This window comes from Pseudotamlana haliotis, assembly GCF_008806375.1.
GTDB classification, from domain to species: domain Bacteria; phylum Bacteroidota; class Bacteroidia; order Flavobacteriales; family Flavobacteriaceae; genus Pseudotamlana; species Pseudotamlana haliotis.
Map to the genome: position 1 here is coordinate 1 of NZ_WAAT01000072.1, position 1,780 is coordinate 1,780.

A 1,780-nucleotide genomic window follows, 5' to 3' on the forward strand; every position below is an offset into this window, starting at 1 on the left:
ACCCTTGGGGGCGCTACTACACATACACCTATTGTTGGCAACAAGCTGAAATCACTCAAATGGACAAAAGAAATATTCTTCTATCAATTCTAATTCTGAATTTCATTTTGACTTCTTGTAATTTTGATTATCCACGAAAAAGTGACACAATCGACGAAACTTTTATCCTAAAAATTGATGAATCTGAATTGAAAGATTTTGATAGTATAAACAAACTTATAGTAAATAATAAATCTAAATTAATCCCAATATTAGATAAGAAAAACCAAATCCATGAACATATAAGAAAAAGAAAAAACAACTCTTTATATTTTACAAGTAGATTATTGAATGAATATCTTCCTGACAGTACAATAAACAGAGGATTCTTGGAGCGTCATAATTTTTCATTAAAGCAAGAAAGAAAATTAGAAACGAAACCTAAATTGAACTTAAAACGTTTACACTATATTTTTGACCATAATAGAGCAATTTATGTTTTATGGAATTCCAAGCTTTTAAAAGGAGAAAGACATCCTGAAATACACGAAAGGAATTATAACTATCATATTGTTCAAAAACTACTGTATAATTTCGATTTTGACTCTATTGCAATTAAAACAAATAATTTATTACACACACAACAAATAAATGAAAATTGGATTTATGTAATTGACTACGAAAAAGTCGGAGAAGACAATAATTATAAACCAACAAAGGAAGAAACAAGGATATTGAAAGAAGAATATTTTAACTTTTAAAAAAAGCCAGTTGCCAACAACGTGTATAATTAATTGCTTGGACAAGTGCCTACTTGGAAAATTCCTTCGGAATTTTCTCTGGCTCGTGATAGTTTACTCAATTAGTTGCTTAACACGCAATTAACCATACACAAGACCGTTGCCATTAATACACTGAAAATCCGTCTTCGCGAAAATATTTCGATAACAATGGACTACAATTGTAACTAATTCGTTACATTTGTAATATGAGAGAAATCGATATTACAGAAGAATGTTTGGAATTTATAGACAAACAAAACGACAGAGTTTCGCTTAAATTCTTTCAACTCATAGAAGTTATTTGTGAAATTAAAGTTATAAACTCAAACTTCCTGAAAAAACTGCAATCAACTCAATTTTACGAATTGAGAATTAAAGCAGGAAACGAATATCGAATCGTAATCTTTGCTATCGACCATCTGAATTTCGCCGAATGTACAAAAGCTGTTTGTTTGAACGGATTTCAGAAAAAAGGAACAAAGGATTACAAAAAGGCAATTAAACAAGCCGAAAAAATATTAGAGGATTATCTTAAAGAAAAATAATTATGGGAAAATCAATTAATGCAAAAGAACTGATTGCAAAACGTTACGGAAAAGAAGGTTCAAAAGAACGTGAGGAGTTTAGAGAAAGTGCTTTTTCCTACTATTTTGGAGAAATCATAAAAAACAGACGAAAGGAATTACATATGACACAGGAAAATCTTGCTGAAAAGGTTGGAAAGAAAAGACCATATATTTCCCGAATTGAAAACGGAGAGGATATTCAATTGTCTAATTTCGCTCTACTTGCCAATGCATTAGGATTATCAATTAAATTAACAGCTGAATAAGTACTAATGGCAACACAGTATATAATTTATTGCTAAGTTTTAGCTTACTTATGCAAATCCTGCGGATTTTCTAGTTGTTTTGTACTTGTAGAATTTGTTTCTTTATCATCGCAACAAACCATATACATCAACGTTGCCAGTAATACTGACCCGTCCTGAATAAAGGCTACATAATTTTAAACATTAT

At 30.2% G+C, this 1,780-nt stretch carries 3 protein-coding genes; all 3 read left to right on the top strand.

Annotated features, from left to right (window positions below; all coding sequences use genetic code 11):
- The coding region (locus tag F6U93_RS14730) for a hypothetical protein (protein ID WP_191963537.1) at positions 1-740 on the top strand (740 nt) is incomplete at its 5' end.
- A 227-nt stretch (positions 741-967) separates the two neighbouring features.
- A complete protein-coding gene (locus F6U93_RS14450) occupies positions 968-1,306 on the top strand; it encodes a type II toxin-antitoxin system RelE/ParE family toxin (protein WP_150940937.1) in 339 nt (112 codons plus the stop codon).
- Positions 1,307-1,308: 2 nt separating this feature from the next.
- A complete protein-coding gene (locus F6U93_RS14455) occupies positions 1,309-1,593 on the top strand; it encodes a helix-turn-helix domain-containing protein (protein ID WP_150940938.1) in 285 nt (94 codons plus the stop codon).
- The last annotated feature ends 187 nt before the right edge of the window (positions 1,594-1,780 follow it).